The sequence below is a fragment of the Streptomyces celluloflavus genome (assembly GCA_000720995.1).
GTDB classification, from domain to species: Bacteria; Actinomycetota; Actinomycetes; order Streptomycetales; family Streptomycetaceae; genus Streptomyces; species Streptomyces celluloflavus.
On the sequence record JOEL01000005.1, the window covers coordinates 92,168 to 112,164 of the forward strand.

Below are 19,997 nucleotides of genomic sequence, written 5' to 3' on the forward strand. Positions count from 1 at the left end.
GAAGATCCCGGTGCCGTGGCCGACGGGCCGGTACGACGCCCGCCCCGGCGGACGGGCCGTGCGCGGTTCGCCGCCATCCGGCGGGCACTGGCATGATCGGGGGATGTCTGATCGCATCATCGCCGCCTGCGACGGCGCGTCCAAGGGAAACCCGGGCCGAGCCGGCTGGGCCTGGGTCGCCGCCGACGCCGAGGGACGCCCGCAGCGTTGGGAGGCGGGCCCGCTGGGCACGGCGACCAACAACGTCGCCGAGCTGACCGCCCTGGCCGAATTGCTGGCGGCCACCGACCCGGCGGCCCGCCTCGAAGTCCGGATGGACAGCCAGTACGCGATGAACGCGGTGACCAAGTGGATCGCCGGGTGGAAACGCAACGGCTGGCTGACCGCGGCCAAGAAACCCGTCGCCAACCGCGAACTCGTGGTCCGTATCGACGCCCTGCTGGCGGGCCGCGAGGTGGAGTTCCGCTACGTGCCGGCGCACCGCGTCGACGGCGACCCGCTCAACGCGATCGCCGACCGGGCGGCCGGCGACGCCGCCGTGACCCAGCAGCCCGCAGGCACCTCCCACGGCACCCCGGCGATCCCCGAACCGCGCCCCGAGTCGCAGGAGAAGTCCGCCGCCGGGAAGCGGAAACCGGACAGGAAGCCGGGCCGCACACGGCCGGGCGGCGCCACCATCAAGGCCAAGTTCCCCGGCCGGTGCGGTGGCTGCTCCAGCCCCTACGAGGCGGGAGTCCAGGTGGCCAAAGGCACCCAGGGATGGGGCCACCCGGAGTGCCGCGACAACTGACACCGCACCCGCCCCACCGCGGGCCGGCACCCGGAACCCGCCGCCACCCGGCCGGAGGAAGGCCGCCGGTCCGGGTGCCGCGCGCCGGACCACCGGCCGCTAAACGAGCCACCAAGCGGCCGAATCCGTCGGCTGCTTCCCGACGGGCGGCTCCGGGTCGGAGGACAGCAGCAGCACCGCCGCCTCGGGAACCGGGACGGGAGCCGGACCGCAGTTGACCGTGCACAGCAGACGCCCCCGGCGGAAGGACAGCACACCGTCCGCGGCGTCCGGCGCGCCGGTCCAGGTGAGGTCCGAGTCCCGCAGACCGGGCAGCGCCGAACGCAGCGCGAGGGCGGCCCGGTACAGATGCAGCGTGGAATCGCCCCGGTGCTCCTGCCCGGCGGCCCCGTAGGCGGCGAACCAGTCCGGCTGCGGAAGCCAGGGGGCGGCGCCGGTGGTGAAGCCGTACGAGGACTCGGCCCCGCTCCACGGGAGCGGGACGCGGCAGCCGTCCCGGCCCCGCCGGGCACCGCCCGAGCGGTGGAACATGGGGTCCTGCAGGACCTCGGCCGGCAGGTCGACCACCTCCGGCAGACCCAGCTCCTCGCCCTGGTACAGATAGACGGAGCCGGGCAGCGCCAGCATCATCAGCAGCGCCGCACGGGCCCGGCGCTCGCCGAGCGCGGTGTCGCCGGGGCGGCCACCGGGCTCACCACCCGCGTAACGCGTCACCGCGCGCGGCATGTCGTGGTTGTTGAGAACCCAGCTCACCCCGGAGCCGGAGGCCGCGATCGCCGCCAGACCACGGCCGATGACATCGCGGAAGGCCACCGCGTCCCAGTCGGTGCGCAGGAACTCGAAGAAGAAACTCTGATGGAGTTCGTCGGGACGCTGATAGCGGGCGAGCTCGCGCGGATCGAGGACACCGATCTCGCCGACCAGGACCCGGGCACGCCCGTCCCGCCGCTCGTACGCATCGGTCAGCGCACGCCAGCGGCGCCACACGTCGTGGACCTCGGGGCGGTTCCAGGCGGCGGAGTTGACCGGATCGCCGGTGCTCTCGTCGAGGGCCGCGTGCGGGTCGTCGGGCAGGCCGTCCTGCTTGTGCAGACCGTGGGCGACATCGATGCGGAACCCGTCCACGCCCAGGTCCAGCCAGAACCGCAGCACCGAGTCGAAGTAGTCGCCGACGCGCGCATCGGCCCAGTTGAAGTCGGCCTGCTCGGGGGCGAAGGAGTGCAGATACCACTGACCGGGGGTGCCGTCGGCGGCCGTGGTGCGCGCCCAGGAGGAGCCGCCGAAGATGGAGCGCCAGTTGTTGGGGGGCTCCGCGCCGTCGCGGCCGCGGCCGTCGGCGAAGTGGAAGAGGGCACGCTCACGGCTGCCCGGGGCGGCGGCGAGGGCCGCCGCGAACCAGGGGTGCTCGGTGGAGCAGTGGTTGGGGACGATGTCCACGACGATGCGCAGCCCCAGACCGTGGGCGCGGTCGATGACACGGCGCATCAGGTCCAGATCGCCGAAGCGCGGGTCCACGCCGTGGTAGTCGGCGACGTCGTAGCCGTGGTCGTGCTGGGGCGAAGGGTAGAACGGGCTCAGCCAGACGGCGTCCACCCCGAGCCGGCGCAGATAGGGGAGGCGTTCGAGGACACCGCCCAGATCGCCGGTGCCGGTGCCGGTGGAGTCGCGGAAGCTGCGGACGTAGATCTGGTAGACCACCGCCGTACGCCACCAGGGCGCCAGCTCAACAGGCACAGAGGCAGGGGCGGGGGCAGCGACGGCGGCGTCGTCGGCCGCGGTGAGGGTCATACGGTGCGGGTGACCTTCCGGGAAAGGGCGTTGCGGGACATCGGGACAAGGCGGGGTGGCGGGACCGAAAGCCCCGCCACCCGGGCCGGGGTGCTCACTCCTTGAGCGCCCCCGCGTTGCCGCCCCGTACGAAGTGGCGCTGGAAGACGAAGAAGACGACGGCGACCGGAATGGTGGCCAGCAGCGCCGCGGTCAGCTTGAGCGGGTACTGCGTGCCCGCGCCCAGACCGCCGGAGACGAACTGCGCGAGACCGGTGGTCAAGGTGGCGTGCTCGGAGGACTGCGTGGTGACCACGAAATGGGTGAACTCGTTCCACGAACCCTGGAAGGACAGGATCGTCAGGGTGATCAGCGCCGGCTTCGCCATGGGCAGGACCACCGACCAGTAGGTCCGCAGCACCCCGGCCCCGTCGACCCGGGCCGCCTCCTCGATCTCGCGCGGCACCGACTCGAAGAACTGCTTCATGATGAAGATCCCGACCGCGTCCACCAGCAGCGGCACGATCATCGCCGTATAGGTGTCGTAGATACCGAGGTACTGGACCACCAGGAACTTGGGGATCATCAGCACCACACCGGGCACGGACATCACCGAGAGCAGCAGCACGGTCAGCAGCCCGCGCCCGCGAAACCGCAGGCGGGCCAGGGCATAGCCGGCCAGCGAGTCGAAGAAGACGCGCCCCGCCGTGACCACCACCGCGACGAGGACGGAATTGCCCAGCCAGGTCGGGAACGGCACCCCCTCCCCGCCCCCGCCGAACAACTGGCGGTAGGTGGCCAGCGAGAACGGGTTCGGCCACAGCGCGAGCGGCGAGGCGGCCGCCTGCGCGTCGGTCTTGAACGTCGTCACCACCTGGAGGACGAACGGCATCAGATAGACGAGCGCCACCAGCGCCATCACCAGCGTCCCGGCCAGCCGCAGCCTCGCGTACCGCTCCCGCCGTACCGAGCGGGCGGCGGGGCCCGCGTGCACCGGGTTCTTCGCAGCGGGAGAAGTCATCGCGCCGACCTCCCCCGACGCAGCCGCCGCCGGCCGTCACGCTCGCGCAGCGCCAGGCGCTGGACACCGGTCATCAGCAGGATGATCGCCAGCAGCACGAAGGAGATCGCCGCCCCCGTCCCGTACTGCGCGTCCTTGAAACTCAGGCTGTAGGAGAGGAACGCCGGGGTCAGCGTCGTGTTCGCGGGCTGCCCCTGGCTCATCACATACACCTGGTCGAAGACCTGCCAGGTGCCGATCAGACCGAGCGTGAGCACCAGGAACAGAACGGGCCGCAGCGCCGGGAGGATGACATGACGCAGCGTCTGCCAGCGGCCCGCACCATCGATCCGGGCCGACTCCAGCTGCGCCTCCGGGATGTCCTGGAGCGCGGCCAGGAACATCAGCATGAAGGTCCCGGACGTCGTCCACACCACCAGGAAGATGATCGTGCACATCGCCACGGAGGGACCCGAGAGCCACTCCCACCACGAGAGCCCCAGCACACCGTGACCGGCCAGCGCCGCCGGCGGCGAACCCGGATCGACCAGACCGAACCAGCCCAGCACCACCCACACCAGCCCCCGCGCGTCCGTGAACCAGCTGGGCCCCTGCAGACCCACCCACTTCAGCAGGCCGTTGACCGCACCGCTGCTCTGGAAGAGAAAGAGGAAGACGGTGGAGACGGCGATGGAGCTGGTGACGGAAGGAAAGTAGAACGCCGTACGGAAGACGCCCTTGCCCCGCAGCCGGCGCCGGTTGACGGCCAGCGCCAGACCCAGCGCCAGCACCGTCTGGAGGGGGACGACCAGCAGCACGTAGTAGAGGTTGTTGCGCAGCGACGTCATGAAGAGCGTCCGGGTCAGACCGCCGTCGGCGAACAGGTGCCGGTAGTTGTCCAGCCCGACGAAGTCGGCCGCGCCCGAGAACGGGTTCGACTGACCGTCCCAGTTCAGCAGGCTCACCCACAGCGCCATGCCGACGGGCAGCGCCAGGAACAGCCCGAGCACCAGGACCATCGGGCTGACGAAGACCCAGCCCCACAGCCCCTGCTTACCCGCGCGGCGCGCCTCCCGGGCCCGGCCCGGACCGCGCCGCGCGGCGGCACCCCGGCCCGACCCGGAACCGGACTCCGGCTCGGTCCCGGGCCCGGACGTGCTCCCGGGCCCGGACGTGGTCGTGGTGCTCATCGCCCGCTACCGCCCAGGACGCTCTCACCGTTCTTCTGCAGATCGGCCAGCAGCTTCGCCGGGTCGCTGCTCGCGAGCTGCGCCAGGGAGGTGTTGAACTGGGCCATCACCTGCCGCATACCGGGCGCGTTCACCGGCAGCTGGGCGGCCGCGGTGCCGTCCGCCCAGGCCGCCGAGTCCGGGTTCTGCTGCTTGTACGTCTCCAGCAGCGTCTTCTTCGACGGCATCACGCCGACCGTCTTGGCGAACTTCAGCTGGTTGCCGTCACTGGTCAGCTCGCTGACCAGGTCCACCGCGGCGGCCTGGTGCTTGCTCTTGGCGGCGATGCCCCAGCAGTTGGTGAACGCCATCGTGCCCTTGCCGCCGGGGCCCGCGGGCAGCGGGACGACCTTGTACGCGGTGTCGGGGAAGTCCTTGCGCATCGCACCGGCCAGCCAGTTGCCCTCGATGGTCATCGCGGCCTTGCCCTTGCCGAACGCCTCACCGCCCCACCCGGAATCCAGGTCCTTCGGGAACTTGAGCACACCCTCCGTAAGGAGCTTCTTGACGTACGTCAGGGCCGCGACGTTGGCCTTGTCACCGGCGGTCATCTTCTTCTGGTCGGGGCTGGTCAGCCAGGAGCCGGACTGCTTGAAGAAGGCGCCGAGCTGGTTGTAGTCGGCGTTGACGGACAGACCGGTGACCCCGTCCTTGGTGAGCTTCTTGGCCACCGCTTCGAGGTCGTCCCAGGTCTTGGGGTGGTCGGCGTCGGTGAGCCCGGCCTTCTTCCACAGCGCGGTGTTGACGGCCAGCCCCAGCGTCGACTGGTCCTTGGGCGCGCAGTACAGCGTGTCGTCGTAGGTGAAGGCCCGGGTCAGCGCGGGACTGTAGGCGTCGCGGTCCTTGAGCTTGCCGCCGTACGCGTACAGCGAGCCGCCCTTGGCGTACGTCGAGAACTGGTCGGCCGACGTGTAGAACACGTCCGGCGGGTTGCTGCCCGCGAAGGACTGGCCGAGCTGCTGGTCGATGTTCTGCGCGATGTCCACCGTGACGGAGTTGCCCGTGGCCTTCGCCCACGCGGCGGCCGCCGCCTTGACCGCGCTGGTCTCGGCGTTGCCGGAGGTGGCTATGAGCATCTTGAGCTGCTGCTTGCCCGAGCTGTCCTGAGCCGGGCCCTCGCTCTTGTCGAACCCCGACGAGCAGGCCGTGGCCAGCAGGGAGAGCGACAGTCCGCAGACGGCGAGGGGGAGTGTGGTGCGACGCATGATCGTTCCTTTGCGCTGGTGCGAGTGCGGTGGTACGGGTGTGGGGGACCCCGGGGGTACCGGGGCCCGGACGGATCGGGGACGGGGAAGTGCGCTCCAGGGGAGAGGAGACGCGGTGCAGAGGAGAGAAGGTGCGGGAAAGACCGGTGCTGCTGGTGAGTTGGCAGGAGAGATCCCGTGAATGGGGGAGATGTCACGCGGTGCGTGCCGGTCGGGCGGCGCTCACGTCACCCCTGAGCGACGGCTTCCGGCGGCCGTGAGCTGTCCCGGGCCACCAGCCGGGGCGCCAGCAGCCGGTGCCGATAGGGGTGCCGGGGCTCGGTGATCCGGGCAAGGAGCATCCGTACGCACTCCTTGGCGGCCTGCTCCAGGGGCTGTTCCACGGAGGTCAGGGCCGGATCGAGGAGGGCTGCGATGGGCGAGTCGTCGAACCCGGTGACCGCCACATCGGCGCCGGGCCGCAGCCCGCGCTCGCGCAGCACGTCGTAGCAGCCGAGCGCCAGGGTGTCGCTCAGGGCCACGACCGCGGTCACCTCGCGGTCCAGCAGCACCCGGGCGGCCTGCCGCGCCTCCTCGGTGGAGTTCGCGGTGGCGGCGCGCAGCCCGCGCACCGGCAGCCCGTGACGCTCCATCGTGCGGCGCCAGCCCTCGGCCCGGTCCTCGCCGGTGCCGCTCCCGCGGGGCCAGCCGAGCAGACCGATCCGCCGGTGCCCCGCCGCGGCCAGATGCTCCGTCGCCGCCTCGGTACCCGCCGCACCGTCCACGTCCACCCAGTCCCCGTAGCTCTGCTCGCCCCAGGACCGGCCGAAGGCGGCGAACGGCACGGACTTGCCGTGCAGCCAGCGGTGGCGGGGGTCGGCCTCACTGGTGTGGGCCAGGACGAACGCGTCGACGGCCTGCTCCCGCAGCAGCTGGTCGTAGCGCTCGATCTCCTGCTCATGGCTGTCGACGGGGAAGACCAGCAGCCGGTGCCCGGCCGCGTCGGCGGCATCCGCCAGCGCGTGCAGGAACCGGTCGTGCACCGCGTTGGACCGACCGGCCGCGCTGTGCTCCAGGGCATGGCCGATGGTCCGCGACTCCCGGCGCCGCAGCGAGCGGGCGGCGGCGTGCGGCCGGTAGCCGAGCTCCTCGATGGCAGCCGTCACCCGGGCCAGGGTCTCCGGCCGGAGCAGCTCCGGACTGTTGAGCGCGTTGGAGACCGTCTGCCTGCCGACCTGGGCACGACGGGCGACATCAGCCATCGTCGCGGGCCGCGATCCGGGCCGGGAAACCCCGCCGGGGGGGACGTCATCGTCCATTTCAACGCCATCCGATGTGTCGGGTACGGTGTCGATCCAAGGGGATTGGATCGATCCAATCGCCTATTGGATCGATCCAACCGCTCAATCGCCGCCGACTGTACACGCCGTCCCCGGAAACGAAGAAGGCCGAAGGTCCCGCCCAGATGACGCAGCAGACGCAGACCTCTCAGCAGCCGCAGACCTCGCCGCAGCCGCAGAACGTGCGGCAGACACCCGACCGCCCGCACGACTGCCCGCCGTCCGACCCCGCCCCGGAGCCCGCCGGCCAGCCCTACGTCCACGACGCCGTCCTCGCGATGTGGGCACCGTCCTTCGTGGCCTCACGCCCCGACGGCGACCTCGGCGCGGACGTCGACGGCTTCTACCATGGCGACCGGCGCTGCCTGAGCTCCCTGCGGGTCACCGTCGACGGCGTGCACCTCGCCGCGACGAACGCTGCCACCGAGTCCGCGAACCGCGCCGCGTTCGATGCCGTACTGCGTGGCGTGGCACAGCGGACCCCCGACCCGGCGGTGACCCTGCGCCGGGAACGCACGGTCCTCCCCGGCCGTTTCACCGAGACCGTACGTCTGACCAACTACGGTTCCCTGCCCGCCCGGTTGACGGTCCGCATCGAAGCGGAGAGCGACTTCGCCGCCATGGAGGCCGTCAAGGCGGGCGCCGCGGCGGCGCCCGTCGCGCCGGCCGCCGACGCGGGCCGCCTGGTGTGGACCTCGGGCACCGAACGGATGACCCTGTCGGCCCACACCACCGCCACCGATGCGCACACGGCCGTCTCGGTCTCGGGCACCCGCGGCACGTTCGCCTACGACGTCCCGCTCGCCCCCGGCGAGAGCTGGCACTGCGAGCTGACCGGCCGGGCCGACGCCGACTCCGCCACCCCCTTCCTGCCGGTGACCGAGGACGCCCGGCCCTGGCGCGACCTCCAACTCACCTGCGCCGACGCCGACTTCAGCCGCCTGCTGGCCCGCTCCGAGCAGGACCTCGCCCGCCTGCTGCTCGCCGACCCGCAGGCCCCCGGCGACCTCTTCGCCGGCGCGGGCGCCCCCTGGTATCTCACCCTCTTCGGCCGCGACTCCCTGTGGACCGCCCGGATGCTGCTGCCACTGGGCACCGGCCTCGCGGCGGGCACCCTGCGCGCCCTGGCCCGCCGCCAGGGCCGCGCCACGGTACCCGCCACCGAGGAGCAGCCCGGCAAGATCCTGCACGAAGTACGCGCCGAGACCCGTGAGCTGGCGGACGGCAAGCGGCTGCCGGCGCAGTACTACGGCACCATCGACGCCACCCCCCTGTGGATCTCGCTGCTGCACGACGCCTGGCGCTGGGGCATGCCGCGCGAGGAGGTCGCCGCACTGCTGCCGAACCTCGAAGCGGCCCTCAACTGGCTGGTGGAGTACGGCGATCCGGACGGCGACGGCCTCCTGGAGTACGTCGACTCCACCGGCACGGGCCTGGCCAACCAGGGCTGGAAGGACTCCGGCGACTCGGTCCGCTTCCGCGACGGCTCCCTGGCCACCGCCCCGATCGCGCTGTGCGAGGTGCAGGCGTACGCGTACGAGGCGGCGACGGCCGGCGCCGCCCTGCTCGACGCCTTCGGGCGCCCGGGGGCCGACCGCTACCGGACCTGGGCCGCACGGGTGCGCGAGGCGTTCCGGGCCGGCTTCTGGGTGCCCGACGAGCACGGCCCGTACACGGCCATCGCACTCGACGCCGACAAGCGCCCCGTCGACGCCGTCACCTCGGGCATGGGCCATCTGCTGGGCACCGGCCTGCTCGACGCCGAGGAGGAGCGGCTGCTCGCCGACCGGCTGCTCGCCCCCGAGATGGCCGACGCCTACGGGCTGCGCACCTACGCATCCGACAACGGCGGCTACAACCCCGTCGGTTACCACGTCGGCAGCGTGTGGCCGCACGACACGGCCATCGCCGTACACGGCCTGGCCCGCGCCGGATACCCCGAGCACGCCCGCCGCCTCGCCGAGAACCTGATCGCGGCCGGGCCCGCGTTCGACTCCCGCCTCCCCGAACTGTTCGCCGGCACCCCCCGCTCCGCCTCCTCCCGCCCGGCCCCCTACCCCGCCTCGTGCCGCCCGCAGGCATGGGCCGCCGCCGCGTCGGTGACCCTGCTCCAGGCCCTGCTCGGCATCGAGGCGGACGTGCCCGCCGGACGCCTGACGGTCCGCCCGGTCACCGGCGGACTGCTGCCGCTGACCGTCTCGGGCCTGAACGTGGCCGGCCAGCCGCTGTCCCTCTCGGTCGACGCGGACGGTGTGGTGAGCACGCGTACGTCGGCGCCGCTGGAGGTGGTTACGCAGGCCCCGGCACTCGGCGATCAGGGGAACTCTGCCACCGAGGCCACTGCCATCGAGGTTCCTGCCACCGAGGCTCCCGCCCCCGGCGCCGCCTGAGCGACGGCCCCTCAGCAGGCACGAGGCACGCCGTCATTCACACCCCGCCAATCGGCGTGCCTCGTGCCGTATGTCCGCCCGTCCGCCCGTCTGTCCGTCCGTCCGCTCCGCCACAGCACCTCACCCGGCCCGGAGCCGACCGCTCACACCTGTCCCACCAGGGCTGTTACACAACCGACGGGATGCCCGTACGCACCGGGCACGCGACGGGGATCAGCCGGGAGAACGCCGAGCCCAGGATGCGGGACCGGAAGGGGCGGCGGGGTGCCGTCCCCCGCACCAGCCCGCCGGGCCGCGCCCGGCGGCGGACGAAAGCGAGTGCGCTCTTGCGCGAGTCAACAAGCCGACGGATGGTCGCCGCCCTTGCGAGCGCCGGTGCGTTCGGCATCGTGTTCACCACCGCGCCCACCGCCTCGGCGGTAGTGGGCGGAGCACCGGTCGCGGACGGCGAGCGGCCCTTCGTCGTGCAGATCCAAGAGCAGGGTGACGACGGGAAATGGTCGCACTACTGCGGCGCGGCGCTCATCGACAGCCGGGTCGTCGCCACGGCGGCGCACTGCTCCAGGTTCATCCAGCAGGGCAAGGTCAAGGCCCGGCTCGTCATCGGGCGGGCCGACTCGACCACCTCCGGCGGGACGGTGGTGACCAGTGACCACTTCTCCGTCTACAGCCACCCCGACTTCTCGACCCTGACCAACACGGACCTGGGCCTCCTCGTCCTCGACAGCCCCGTCGACCAGCCGAGCGCGGCCCTGCCCCCGTTGCGGACGGCGTTGCAGCCGGGACGTCCGCTGCGCCTCGACGGCTGGGGGCGCACCGACCTCAACGATGAGAAGAAGCCCTCGCGGCTGCAGGAAGCGACGCTTCCGGTCAACGCGTTCGACACCGAAGGCGGCACCTGGGACAAGGAGTTCATCTGCGCGGGCACCGCGGACAAGTACGCCGCGCCCGGCGACAGCGGAGGGCCACTGTTCGACCCGAACACCCCGTCCACTTCGGACAAGGCCGCCAAGGCTGTGGTGTACGGCCTGGTGACCGGCTCGACCAACACCTGCACGGGACTCTTCACGAACCTGGCAGACCCGGCCATCTGGAAGCCGTTCCGCGAGCCACTCGCCTCCCACGGCCTCTCGCACGTCATCCCGTCCGAGCCCCCGGCCCAACCCCCGACCCCGCCGAACCGGCCCGGAACGGCCCACCATGCGCTCGCGGAAGCTTCCGGGTGATCTGGTTCTGGATGGGGTTTGGGTAATAGGCGGGGGTCGGTAGGGGGCGGGTCGTCCGTATCGGCTCTCTCGCGGCCTACGGTGGCCCCGACGCCTCAACTCTGGTGCGTCGGGGCCGCTATGGGGCCATTGCGCCGCGTCGCACATGGCGCCCCCGCCGAAGCCGGGGTCGCTCTGTGTCGAGAGAGCCGCGCCGCTCCCACGGGGGAGCACGAGCGGCGCGGCAGCCAGGGAGCAAGCAGCTCGATCGCGAGGGCGCCGAGTGTCCTCTTCGGGTCAGCAGATGGTGCGGATGTAGGCGAGCTGTTCCTCGCAGGTCAACTTCTCGCCCGCGGTGGCGAGGCCGAAGTATCGGCGGTGCAGGTTCAGGTCACGGATGCGAGCGGCGGTCATCCTGCCGTGGTTCTTACCGCGTACAGCTTCGCGAGCCGAGCTGCTTCGTCGTCCCGGAAGGCGGTCACTTCCCGGCATCGCTGGCTCATGACGAATTCGCCGAGCGTGACGCACAGGTCCATGCGTTGGATGCACACGCCGACCATGAACGGGCCGTCGGTGGCGCGGTACATGCGGATCCCGTAGTACCCCTCTTGGCAGTCGTCGGGGTTGTTGAACCGGCAGTCGGTGCACGTCTCCGGCAGGCGCACGGGGCGGATGCTCTTCGCGTACAGCGTCCGTCCGTCCGGCAGGCGGTAGTGCACCCGCTGATCCGATGCTCCGGCTGTGATGATGCGCCGGACCGGTGTTGCGCCGAGGTGGTTTACGACTTCCTGCATGGCGGCGAGCGACGCGCCGCCGTCCTCCAGCGATACGAGCATCCGCACCACGACGGTCCGGCCGTGCTGCTCGATGATGCGGAGTACGCGTTCAACGTGGTTGTGGTCGGGGATGACGATGTTCGCGGACACTTTGACCCCGTGGGCGGTCGCCGTCTCGATCGTGGCATCGAGGGCGGCGAGCTTGCGTGCTGCGAGCTTGGGGGAGGCGAGGCGTGGGCCCTGGACCGCGGCGAGTTCTTCGGGCGTGGTCCCGAACACCGACAGGTTGATGCGGTCGAGGCCGGCCGTGGCGGCGTCGGGGATGACGGCCGCGCCGTTCTCGCCGTTCGAGGTGAGTCCGACGGTCAGGCCGAGGCGTCGCGCGATGCGGATCAGGCCGGGTAGCTCGGGGTGGAGCGTGGGTTCTCCGCCGGTGAAGTGGACTTCGTTGGTGGGCAGGCTGCCGCGGACCGCGGCGAGTGCCAGGGCGAAATCCGTGTTGGCGGGTATGCGGGCCGGCAGGAAGTTGGTCCCGTTGGTCTTGAGGTAGATCGAGACGCGACCGGACCGGCCGGGAGTGCCGGTGAACTCTCCGGCAGAGCGCCCCGCGTTGTCGGTGGCAACGGGGGTGCCCTCGTTGTGGCAGAACGAGCAGGCGAGCCCGCACGCGTCGATGATCTTGACGCGTAGGGTGCGGTCCGGCCTGACCTCGACAGGTAAGTTCCTGAGATCGTGCATGGTGCCCCCTCTCCGTCCCGGCCGGGGCATGGGCCCCGGCCGGGAGTAACGGACGCCGGCTTACTCGAACCGCAGGTCGGAAATGGAGTCCAGATCGATGCCGTACAGCCCGTAGACCTTCGTGGTGTTGATGGACGTCAGACGCTCGCGGTCGATCCCGAGCGCGGCGGCCGCGTCCCAGACCTGCGCCTCGCTGTCTGCCTCGATCTCCAGATACGGCGGGATACGGGGCCACTCGTCGAGTTCCAGGCGCACGCTGCCGAGCGTGTAGGAGGTGCGTCGGTTCTCCTGGTAGCTGCGCGGCGTCAGGCCGACCAGGCCGAGGAGTGCGTTTGCTTCCTCGAATGAGTCGACGGTGACCTCGGTCTCGTGGGTGCCGTCGATCGCGTCCGTTGAAATCTGCTTGACGCACAGGGTGATGCCGGCGCCGGTGTCGCGCAGTCGTACCCACCGCCCGGGAAGGGCCGGCACGGTGTCGTACACGTACCGGCGCATGAGGCGGGGCTCGCCCTGCTGGGTGCCGCCGGCGTCGGTGATGAGCCGCGCGGTCTTCACGGGGTCGATGTCCAGGGCTTTCGCCTCGTATTCAATGCCTGCCATGAGTCTCCGATCGGTGAGTTTTGCTGTCATGTGAACGACCGCCCGGCGCGTGGGGAGGCGGCGCCCGTGGTTCAGCCCGGATTGATCTCCAAGGGGCCGGACGGGTGATGCACCCTCCCATGACGGATCATCGGACGGCGTGCCGCCCTCGCCGTCTCGGCGGCTGGCGGCCCGCCCCCACCGGGACACAGGGGAAACACCCGGCGGGGGCGGGGGTCTGCGGAGCCCGTTGGACAGGCAGGGGGTAGACGCGGACGGAGTACCGGGCGTCGTAGTCGGTAACGGCGAGTACGTAGGCGTTACCCGCGCACAGGGTGCGCAGCGCGTGGTCGTACTGGTGGTCGTCACCGGCCCATACGAGCAGGTAGTGGTCAGGTCGGGGGGTGCCGGCCGCGGTGGGAACGAGGGGAGCCCCGCGGAGGTAGGGCGCGGGCTCGGGGGCGAGCAGATGTGCGAGGCGTTGTGCCTCCGCGCGCAGCCACCGTGCGGCGAGGCGCGGTGTAGCGGCGCGATAGGTGGCGAGTAACACCTCACGGCGGCCGCTCAGATTGCGGGCGGTCGCCTCGCAGCGGTAGGCAACGCGGTGCCGAGTGGGGGCGTGGACTGAGGGAGACGGCGGGAAGGTCACAACGGCCGCACTCACCGCTGACGCTCCTTGGCCTGCTCCCTGCTCTTGATGAGCTGTTCAAGCTGGATGTGGTACAGCTCGACTTGGCCCGGCGTCAGGACGAGCAGCGACTCGGATGTGCCGCCGTCCTCGTGGTGAATCTGTACGGGCAGGGCGGCCTGCTGTGCTCGGTGGTCGTAGATGAAATCCCGTTTGAGCGGCTGCACATGGGTGACGGGAACGGACGCGGGGCGTAGCGTCGTGCCGTCCTTCGGAGCCGTCCAGTCCTCGCCCCCGCCCGGCGGGCGCAGGTGGTACGACGCCGTGTTGCTGTCGGGGAGGGCGACGACGACTCCAACCCTTCCCCCCCTTGGTGAGGTCGAGGGCGAGGTCGCCAAGGCGGGGATGGAATGGGGCGCTGACGGTGAACGCGTCGCGCTGCTTGGGATGTTGCTTCGCGGTCTGTTCGGCCATGCTCCGAAGCTAGGAGCAAGGCAACAGCTCAATATGAGCCCGAGGAATACGGCCCTTATCCGTCGAGGTGAAAGCGGTCTGACATACGGCGCAACTTCTCGCGTGTGCTAGCCCGTTCTGCGTAGACGATGCTTCGCAGGGTTGACCGTGCGATGGGGTGGTTGCGGATCAGTTGGGGTGCGATGCCCTCGGCGGTTTCCAACTCCTTAAGCGCGTTGTCGCGATTGCCGTCCCAGAGCCACGCGCGGGCAAGGTCCATGTGGTGATGACCTTGGCGTGAGTTGGGGAGGGATCCGACGAGGTCCGGGGAGGTGCGGCGGCTTATGGACAAGGCTTTGGATTGCTCGTGCATTTCAAGGGCAACGCTGATGGCGTGGATCTGGACGTTGCCCGCGGAGAATGTGAGCGAGTGTCGGTCATGCACCGGCGGGCCGGCGAACTCGTCGAGCCGAGCGGCGGCCATCCTTGCGTGATCGATGCGGTCCTCGGCCTCGGTGCTGCGCCCGCCTCGCGCGGCCGACACTGCCGCGCGTAGTTGCAGGGAGCCCCATGCGCGGACTGCTAGTGGTTCTCCCCGTTCGTAATCCTGCTGCACGCCGCGAAGGGCCTTGTCGGAGAGATCGACGGCGTCGGCCCAATCCGCGGTTGCCCACATGTCCCAGACCCGCATCCAGTCGGCCACGGCCGGCATGACAGGGTCGCCGGACAGGCGGGCCGACCATGCGGCACGTTCGCATGACATGGCGACCAGCTCGGGGTGCCCGAGGGCGTGCGCGGCTGTGTGCGCGAACTTGCAGCACACGGCATAGATGGCGTACGCCTCTTCCCGGTCGTGGCCGGTGGATGCCTCGGCGAGTGCTCGGGCTTCCCGAAAGAGGTCAGGCAGGATGTGCACGATTGCTACGTTGGCCGCGGCGTCGCGCAGACGGTGCAGCCGCGTGGTTTCCTGCCAGAGTTGACGGGCGGGCCGGGGAGTGCCGTCGAACACCGGGGCGAGGTCGTAGCGGCGCAGCTCGCGCACGATGGATGACGCGGCAATCTGCCACTGATTCTCGCTCGGTGAGCTGTTGTACGGCCTGCCGATCAAGTCGTTGGGGTGCACGTGGAGCTCGGAAGCGATCAGGTTGAGCAGTCCGACGCGGTCGAGTTCGATGTGTCCGCGTTCCATCTTGGACACCCACCCCTGAGTCTTGCCCAGAGCGGTAGCAAGGTCCGCCTGCGGCATCCCGAGGCGGAGCCGCGCACGCCGGACACGGCGGCCGATCTCTTCGGCTTCTTCCAACATCAGCGGGCCCCCTCGTGGCGAGGCATCTGTGCTCTATCCGTCGGGCTCATACTCCAGACGGTACCCAGAACGAGCGGCGCCTGTGGAGGGCAACCGGCTATCACCACGACGAAAGCGCCTCCGCCGCCGGATCAAGGCCGGAATGCCTGAGTCAGCGAAGTTGCTGAAACCCGTGGTCGGCGGCGGTAAAGTCCCTGGTCACGTAGGCTCCTCCCCGCGCACGCGGGGGTGACCCCGCCGTCAGCGGGGACACCCGCAGCGGGACCGCCTCCTCCCCGCACACGCGGGGGTGATCCCGAGCCGGTGGGCGGCACCGAGTCCGGCCGGCTCTCCTCCCCGCGTGCGCGGGGGAACGACGAAAGCGCCCCCGCCCCGGCATGGAGCCGGGGCGGGGGCGTGATGTTCAGTGTGCTGCGGTGGCCTGCCAAAGTGTGACGGCGAGTGCGGCGAGGCTGACCAGGGCAGCGAGGCTCGGGAGGGGCCAGCGGACCCGTTCGAGGCCGTCGAGGCGTGCGTCGGTCTGGTCGCTGCGCTGTACGAGCGGGGCGAGGTCTCCGTCGGTCTTGGCGAATCCGACCTTGACGGAGCGTCGAAGCGTTTCAGTTCGAGGGCAACGGCGGACGGGTCAGGCTCGGTCACTCGGCGCCCTGGTCGTGGTCGAGGGCACGCAGGTCGTCGTCGGGGCGCGGGCCGTCCGTACCGGTCTTCTCGCGGCCTGCGGGACTGCGGCGGCCCCGACGCTTCAGCTCTGTAGCGTCGGGGCCGCTATGGGGCCACCGTGCCACGTCGCACACGGCGCCCCGCCGGGAGAGATCGGACGCGGCCCCGGCACCCAGCGGAGTACCGGGGCCGTTGCCGTTCTGACCGGTTCAGGGAGTGAGGCTCCAGCCCTGTCCGTCGGGAGCGTCGAGCCAGACGCGCTGCGTGTCCTCGCTGATCGTGACCCCGTAGCGATCGGGACAGGGTTCGTGGGCGCCGAGGAATGTGTCGTATTCGCGTTCGAGCTCTGTCCATAGGGCGCGAGGGCCGGCCTCGGCCACGGTGCCATCGGCCCGAAGGCTTGCGATGGAGCCGTCGGGAGTCCAGACGCGCGCGCCGGTGGGCTTCCTGTTGTCGTCGAGGTCGTACTGCCACGTGAGGTGTGGCACGGCGATGCTCAGAAGAAACCTGAAGTCGTTGTTCGCGATGGCGGCGGCGGGCACGTGCGTGGGGCGGCCGTCGCCGGTCGGAAGAGCGGGTCGCATTGCCGGTTGCCCGTCGCTGAGACCGCGGCGCAGTGGCATGAAGAACGCGCCACCGGGGAGGAAGGCGCCTTCCGCGGTGCGTTCGCCGGTGCGGCGGATACGGGCGAGTGCATTGCCGAGGGGAGCGAGGATGAGCCCGTCCTCGGTGAGTTGCCGTACCAGTGCGAGGGGTACGGCCGGGAGTTGGCATGTGGCGATGATGCGGTCGTACGGGGCCTTGCCGGGCCATCCAAAGCTTCCGTCACCGGTGACGACGAGCGGGTTGTGACCGGTGGCGGCGAGCCGCTCACGGGCGGGCTGGGTGATCTCGGCCGAGACGTCGATGGTCACGATGTTCTCGTCGCCGAGCCGGTGCGCGAGCAGGGCGGCGTTATAGCCGGTGCCGGCGCCCACTTCGAGGACGCGCATTCCGTCGTCGACCTGCAACGCTTCCAGCATGGCCGCCATCATCGAGGGCTGCGAACTGCTCGACGTGGCGGTCCCGTCGGTGCGGTGCGTGACGAGAGGCCGGTTCTCGTGCACGGCGCTGAGCCACTGCTCGCGCGTCTCGGGATCGTCTCCGCTGATCTTCCGGCCGGTGTGGTCGTAGAAGTAGGGCACGCACGTGTGACGGGCGACGTTCTCGAAGGCGTCGCGCCATGCGGGGTCGGTCAGGTCGCCGGCGTCGACGAGGATCTGTACGAGCGTGGCGCGTCGCTGCGCCGCTTCCTGGTCGAGATCGGTCTCGGTGGTCACGTAGTGCTGCCTTTCTCCAAGAGGTTGGCGAGGGCGTGCGTGATGGCGTCACGGGTCTGGTCGATCCATGCCCACTGGCCGCCGGGATTGACGTCGACGAGATAGTGCGTGCCGCGGCTGTCGACGATGAAGTCGAGGGCGGCGAATACGAGGTCGAGGCGCCACATCATCGCCTCGATTCCCTGTTGGACTTCGCGGGGGAGCAGAGCGGCGCTGTAGCGGAGGCTGCTGGAGTCGGTGCGCCAGTCGAGGCGGGCAGCACCGTCCGGGGCGTGGATGGCGACAGGGAACGTCCGCCCGTTGACGACGGCTACCCGGACCTCGTACGCCTTATCGGTGATCTCGCGTTGGAACAGGTGGGCGGTCAGTCCGATACGGGGGTCGTTCCACTGCTCCGGCGGGACGCGGCGGGTGTAGAGCTGTCCGCGGGTATTGGCCTCGGTGTGGACGATGCCGCCGAGAACCTTGGTGATGATGCGCCCGCCGCAGCGTTCGGCGAAGGGAGGCACGTCGGCGGGATTGCTCGTGATCAGTGTCTCGGGGACGTGCAGGCCGGCCTCGGCCGCGGCGGCGAGCTGCCTTGGCTTGGTGCAGTCGGCGTTGCGCTCGGGGCGGTTGACCCACAGGACGCCGGGGAGGGAGCCGAGCACGCCCGAGACTGCGCGTTTGGCCTGCGAGGCAGCGAATGCTTGCTCGGGCCCGCTCATGGTGTCGGGGAAGGCGAACGGTGTGGGCTTCCGCCACCAGACGGCGCGGAGTTCCGAGAGGTTCACCCCCCGCGCGGTGTCGTGCATGGTGCCCCTCCATCGGCCGTCGGCCCCGAGCTCGGCGGACAGCGTGGAGCGGGTGGGGAAGTCGGCGAGGTCGGTGCGCCAGAAGGGTATGCGGCGTGCGTTGAGCTCGCGCAGTACGTAGTCGGCGGTCGGGTCCAAGGCGAAGGTGACGACGAGCACGCGCGGCGCCTGGCCGCGCGTGCTCTCACCGAACGGTGTGGTCATGGGGCGTCAGTCGTCGTTCTGGTCCTCGTCCACGCCGCCGATGGAGTCCCGGCCGTCGGACTCCGTGTTGCAGATGGTGTTCTTCATGTGCGCCGGTGTGTCGAGGCAGACCTCGCCGTCGATGACGGAGAGCTGCGAGGCGGGGTCGACGGTGAACGTCTGAGACGGGATGGCCACGGGTGCCACGTTGGCCAGTGCGTCGAGACCGAACGGCCGGGTCGCGAGCGGGCCGGCCGGTTCGGGGTTGATCGCGCGGCTCCGAGTCGGGAGTCGGTCAGTGAGTACGGACACAGGTTCTCCTCGAACTGGTTGCTTCGGTGCAGGGGCCTTCCCCGCACCGACATGCGGTGGTGCACCCGTCCGGCCGAAACTCCCCAGGACCGTCCGGACGGGCGTTCCTGCCCTACCTCTCCGCCGGGAAGGAGCGTGGGGAGATGACACCGGCGGAACGGTAAGAGCTCTTGGGGGCGGCTGCGCCGGACAAGTGCTGTTCGAGTCGGTCAAGGGCGTCAGCGAAAGCCGTCAAGTCGTCACAGCGGGTCGCGTCGGTGACCACAGGTCACCGGTAACCGTCGGCGTCAGGAGGCCCAAGAAGATAGCGCTCGGCGCATGCCCGATGCGTGCAGCCGAGGTGTCGGCCCTCTCCGCCGGGGCGGGTGGGGATGGCGACCGTGACACCTTCCTCGGGCCAGACCGGGGCCGGGCACACAGCGCAGCGACAGGCCGGCGGGCCGAACTCCAGCGTGATGACTCCCAGTTCGCTGCCCAGGACGATGGCGCGGCTGACGAAGTCGCCGTACCACGGTGCCGGGCACACCCACCGTGGGCCGGGCCCTCGTCTGCGGTCGGCGTGCGGCAGGGGCAGCATCTCCCCGGCCGGGTGCACGGTGATGTATCGGCTGATGCGCGCCCAGTCCCACGCAGTGGCGGCGACATCGACAGGGTCCGTGAGCCAGATGCAGCGGTCGCTGTCCAAGTCGAGGATATGCGCGGCGTGGTTGAGGCCGAGTCGCGTGGCTTCGGCGGACAGCCGCGCGGGGGCCGACACCGCCGCCCACGGCCGGCCGACAGCGACCGCCGTGACGTCGTCGCCGGGCGGCGGCGACCAGGTGATCAGCTCAGGCACGGCCCGCCCCCGCGATGCCGATGGCCAGGACGAAGGTCAATACGGCCAGCCACGTCAGGTAGGTGAGGGCACGGCGCCGGTCACGCGTCACGGCTGATCTCCTGGTGCCGCTCCAGCAGCCATTGACAATCGCGGGCGAGCTGTCGCACCTGAACGTGCGCGGACAGTACTCCATCCCCGAGACCCTGTTGCACCTGACGTTCGATGCCGCGCAGATGGGCCTTCTGCCGGTACCACTCGCCACTTCGGGGACGGAGGTGGTCGGATTCAGCTGCGACATATGGAAGTAGTAGCGCAATGTGTCCGGCCAAAATCGTTTCCAGTTCAGCCAGTTCGCTGAGATCGAGCCTTCCGTCGGCCCTGCTCAGCACCTTGGGCGTAGTGGTGTCGATAGTGGTCAGATCAAGGGGGATCGCTTCTGTGGCCTGTTGCTCTCTCGGTTCGGACCTGGCTGGGGTTGGCATGAGGCGGCTCCTCGGTGGGGGCGGTGTAGCTCGCCCCGCCAGAGT

General features: G+C 70.5%; 18 protein-coding genes. 3 read left to right on the forward strand and 15 right to left on the reverse strand.

Going from position 1 to position 19,997, the window contains the following annotated elements:
- The first annotated feature begins 103 nt into the window (after positions 1-103).
- Entirely contained in the window at positions 104-790 is a 687-nt protein-coding gene (locus IH09_RS07095; protein ID WP_052855231.1) for a ribonuclease H family protein, read from the forward strand.
- Between the two features lie 99 nt (positions 791-889).
- Here IH09_RS07095 and IH09_RS07100 read toward each other — a convergent pair whose 3' ends face one another.
- The 5 genes from IH09_RS07100 to IH09_RS07120 all read right to left on the reverse strand — a co-directional run bounded on the left by IH09_RS07100 (position 890) and on the right by IH09_RS07120 (position 7,232).
- Entirely contained in the window at positions 890-2,578 is a 1,689-nt protein-coding gene (locus IH09_RS07100) for a glycoside hydrolase family 13 protein (RefSeq protein ID WP_110952121.1), read from the reverse strand.
- Positions 2,579-2,672: 94 nt separating this feature from the next.
- The gene (locus IH09_RS07105) at positions 2,673-3,578 is read right to left on the reverse strand and encodes a carbohydrate ABC transporter permease (RefSeq protein ID WP_052855232.1); all 906 of its coding nucleotides are present in this window, start codon (positions 3,576-3,578) and stop codon (positions 2,673-2,675) included.
- Positions 3,575-4,747 (reverse strand): carbohydrate ABC transporter permease, encoded by a 1,173-nt coding sequence (locus tag IH09_RS07110; RefSeq protein ID WP_240151047.1) that lies wholly within the window; start codon positions 4,745-4,747, stop codon positions 3,575-3,577. Before IH09_RS07110 ends, IH09_RS07105 begins: the two co-directional genes overlap by 4 nt.
- A complete protein-coding gene (locus IH09_RS07115; RefSeq protein ID WP_110952122.1) occupies positions 4,744-5,991 on the reverse strand; it encodes a sugar ABC transporter substrate-binding protein in 1,248 nt (415 codons plus the stop codon). Before IH09_RS07115 ends, IH09_RS07110 begins: the two co-directional genes overlap by 4 nt.
- Positions 5,992-6,218: 227 nt before the next feature.
- Entirely contained in the window at positions 6,219-7,232 is a 1,014-nt protein-coding gene (locus IH09_RS07120) for a LacI family DNA-binding transcriptional regulator (RefSeq protein ID WP_240151048.1), read from the reverse strand.
- Positions 7,233-7,435: 203 nt separating this feature from the next.
- Between IH09_RS07120 and IH09_RS07125 the strand changes: the two genes are divergently transcribed.
- Together IH09_RS07125 and IH09_RS07130 are read left to right on the forward strand one after the other, a co-directional pair.
- Entirely contained in the window at positions 7,436-9,700 is a 2,265-nt protein-coding gene (locus IH09_RS07125) for an amylo-alpha-1,6-glucosidase (RefSeq protein WP_110952123.1), read from the forward strand.
- 350 nt (positions 9,701-10,050) lie between these two features.
- Entirely contained in the window at positions 10,051-10,926 is an 876-nt protein-coding gene (locus IH09_RS07130) for a S1 family peptidase (RefSeq protein WP_052855234.1), read from the forward strand.
- 389 nt (positions 10,927-11,315) lie between these two features.
- Here the strand turns inward: IH09_RS07130 and IH09_RS07135 are convergent, their stop codons facing one another.
- From IH09_RS07135 to IH09_RS38830, 10 genes are all read right to left on the reverse strand, one after another.
- The gene (locus tag IH09_RS07135) at positions 11,316-12,419 is read right to left on the reverse strand and encodes a radical SAM protein (protein ID WP_052855235.1); all 1,104 of its coding nucleotides are present in this window, start codon (positions 12,417-12,419) and stop codon (positions 11,316-11,318) included.
- Positions 12,420-12,479: 60 nt separating this feature from the next.
- A complete protein-coding gene (locus IH09_RS07140) occupies positions 12,480-13,019 on the reverse strand; it encodes a CYTH domain-containing protein (protein WP_052855236.1) in 540 nt (179 codons plus the stop codon).
- Positions 13,020-13,146: 127 nt separating this feature from the next.
- On the reverse strand, positions 13,147-13,662 hold the full coding sequence (locus IH09_RS38820) for a hypothetical protein (protein ID WP_190233224.1): 516 nt from the start codon (positions 13,660-13,662) through the stop codon (positions 13,147-13,149).
- Positions 13,659-14,024, reverse strand: coding sequence for a hypothetical protein (locus tag IH09_RS38825; protein ID WP_190233235.1), 366 nt, complete (start codon positions 14,022-14,024; stop codon positions 13,659-13,661). Before IH09_RS38825 ends, IH09_RS38820 begins: the two co-directional genes overlap by 4 nt.
- A gap of 131 nt (positions 14,025-14,155) precedes the next feature.
- Entirely contained in the window at positions 14,156-15,385 is a 1,230-nt protein-coding gene (locus IH09_RS07155; protein ID WP_052855239.1) for a helix-turn-helix domain-containing protein, read from the reverse strand.
- Between the two features lie 869 nt (positions 15,386-16,254).
- Entirely contained in the window at positions 16,255-17,364 is a 1,110-nt protein-coding gene (locus IH09_RS07160; protein WP_052855240.1) for a methyltransferase domain-containing protein, read from the reverse strand.
- On the reverse strand, positions 17,361-18,362 hold the full coding sequence (locus IH09_RS07165) for an MvdC/MvdD family ATP grasp protein (protein WP_052855241.1): 1,002 nt from the start codon (positions 18,360-18,362) through the stop codon (positions 17,361-17,363). Before IH09_RS07165 ends, IH09_RS07160 begins: the two co-directional genes overlap by 4 nt.
- 6 nt (positions 18,363-18,368) lie before the next feature.
- On the reverse strand, positions 18,369-18,653 hold the full coding sequence (gene tgmA / locus IH09_RS07170) for a putative ATP-grasp-modified RiPP (RefSeq protein ID WP_052855242.1): 285 nt from the start codon (positions 18,651-18,653) through the stop codon (positions 18,369-18,371).
- A gap of 268 nt (positions 18,654-18,921) precedes the next feature.
- The gene (locus IH09_RS07175; RefSeq protein WP_052855243.1) at positions 18,922-19,488 is read right to left on the reverse strand and encodes a hypothetical protein; all 567 of its coding nucleotides are present in this window, start codon (positions 19,486-19,488) and stop codon (positions 18,922-18,924) included.
- Between the two features lie 80 nt (positions 19,489-19,568).
- Positions 19,569-19,952 carry a DUF6415 family natural product biosynthesis protein gene (locus IH09_RS38830; protein ID WP_190233225.1) on the reverse strand — a complete coding sequence of 128 codons (384 nt, stop codon included), beginning with the start codon at positions 19,950-19,952 and terminating at the stop codon, positions 19,569-19,571.
- Positions 19,953-19,997: the final 45 nt, after the last annotated feature.

What these genes read in the sequence shown, in the direction of transcription:
- IH09_RS07095 (WP_052855231.1), top strand. Translation starts at nt 104, where the DNA reads ATGTCTGATCGCATCATCGCCGCCTGCGACGGCGCGTCCAAGGGAAAC.
- IH09_RS07100 (WP_110952121.1), bottom strand. Translation starts at nt 2,578, where the DNA reads ATGACCCTCACCGCGGCCGACGACGCCGCCGTCGCTGCCCCCGCCCCT.
- IH09_RS07105 (WP_052855232.1), bottom strand. Translation starts at nt 3,578, where the DNA reads ATGACTTCTCCCGCTGCGAAGAACCCGGTGCACGCGGGCCCCGCCGCC.
- IH09_RS07110 (WP_240151047.1), bottom strand. Translation starts at nt 4,747, where the DNA reads ATGAGCACCACGACCACGTCCGGGCCCGGGAGCACGTCCGGGCCCGGG.
- IH09_RS07115 (WP_110952122.1), bottom strand. Translation starts at nt 5,991, where the DNA reads ATGCGTCGCACCACACTCCCCCTCGCCGTCTGCGGACTGTCGCTCTCC.
- IH09_RS07120 (WP_240151048.1), bottom strand. Translation starts at nt 7,232, where the DNA reads ATGGCTGATGTCGCCCGTCGTGCCCAGGTCGGCAGGCAGACGGTCTCC.
- IH09_RS07125 (WP_110952123.1), top strand. Translation starts at nt 7,436, where the DNA reads ATGACGCAGCAGACGCAGACCTCTCAGCAGCCGCAGACCTCGCCGCAG.
- IH09_RS07130 (WP_052855234.1), top strand. Translation starts at nt 10,051, where the DNA reads ATGGTCGCCGCCCTTGCGAGCGCCGGTGCGTTCGGCATCGTGTTCACC.
- IH09_RS07135 (WP_052855235.1), bottom strand. Translation starts at nt 12,419, where the DNA reads ATGCACGATCTCAGGAACTTACCTGTCGAGGTCAGGCCGGACCGCACC.
- IH09_RS07140 (WP_052855236.1), bottom strand. Translation starts at nt 13,019, where the DNA reads ATGGCAGGCATTGAATACGAGGCGAAAGCCCTGGACATCGACCCCGTG.
- IH09_RS07155 (WP_052855239.1), bottom strand. Translation starts at nt 15,385, where the DNA reads ATGTTGGAAGAAGCCGAAGAGATCGGCCGCCGTGTCCGGCGTGCGCGG.
- IH09_RS07165 (WP_052855241.1), bottom strand. Translation starts at nt 18,362, where the DNA reads ATGACCACACCGTTCGGTGAGAGCACGCGCGGCCAGGCGCCGCGCGTG.
- IH09_RS38830 (WP_190233225.1), bottom strand. Translation starts at nt 19,952, where the DNA reads ATGCCAACCCCAGCCAGGTCCGAACCGAGAGAGCAACAGGCCACAGAA.